This window comes from Myxococcus sp. AM009 (assembly GCF_013372605.1).
GTDB classification, from domain to species: Bacteria; Myxococcota; Myxococcia; order Myxococcales; family Myxococcaceae; genus Myxococcus; species Myxococcus vastator.
In genome coordinates, this window is sequence record NZ_JABXEP010000374.1 from 1 (window position 1) to 414 (window position 414).

1 pseudogene is annotated in these 414 nt (G+C 72.0%); it reads left to right on the forward strand.

Annotation, left to right across the window (positions count from 1 at the left end):
- Positions 1-414, forward strand: a pseudogene (locus HV824_RS35940) (hypothetical protein); the annotation flags it as partial.

Sequence of the window (414 nt, forward strand, 5' to 3'; positions counted from 1 at the left end):
TGCTGGCCTCGACGTCCCACGCCCAGACCACGCCGCTGGAGGACAACAACCGCATCACCGCGGGCTACATCGAGTTGGCCTATGAAGTCGGCGGGCTGTTGGACCCCACCCTCACCCCGGGTGGCACCAGCGCCGTGCGGCCCAACTGGTTCGTCTTCGCGCCGCATGCCTCGCGCACCGGCGGCGAAGGCCTCCTGGGCGCGTCACTGGCCCGGAGCATCATCCGCGCGGCCCGCGGCCAGCCCTCCCTGTCGCTTCAGCAGGCGCTGGGGCGCGTGGGCCTCACGAGCACCCTGCATGTGTCCGTCCAGCAACTGGGCCTGCAGTTGGTGCTGTCGGGCCTGCCCTTCGACGTGGCGGCCTCCCTCGCCTCGCTCACCACGGCGCTGAACGGGGCGGCCTTGCTGGACCCGC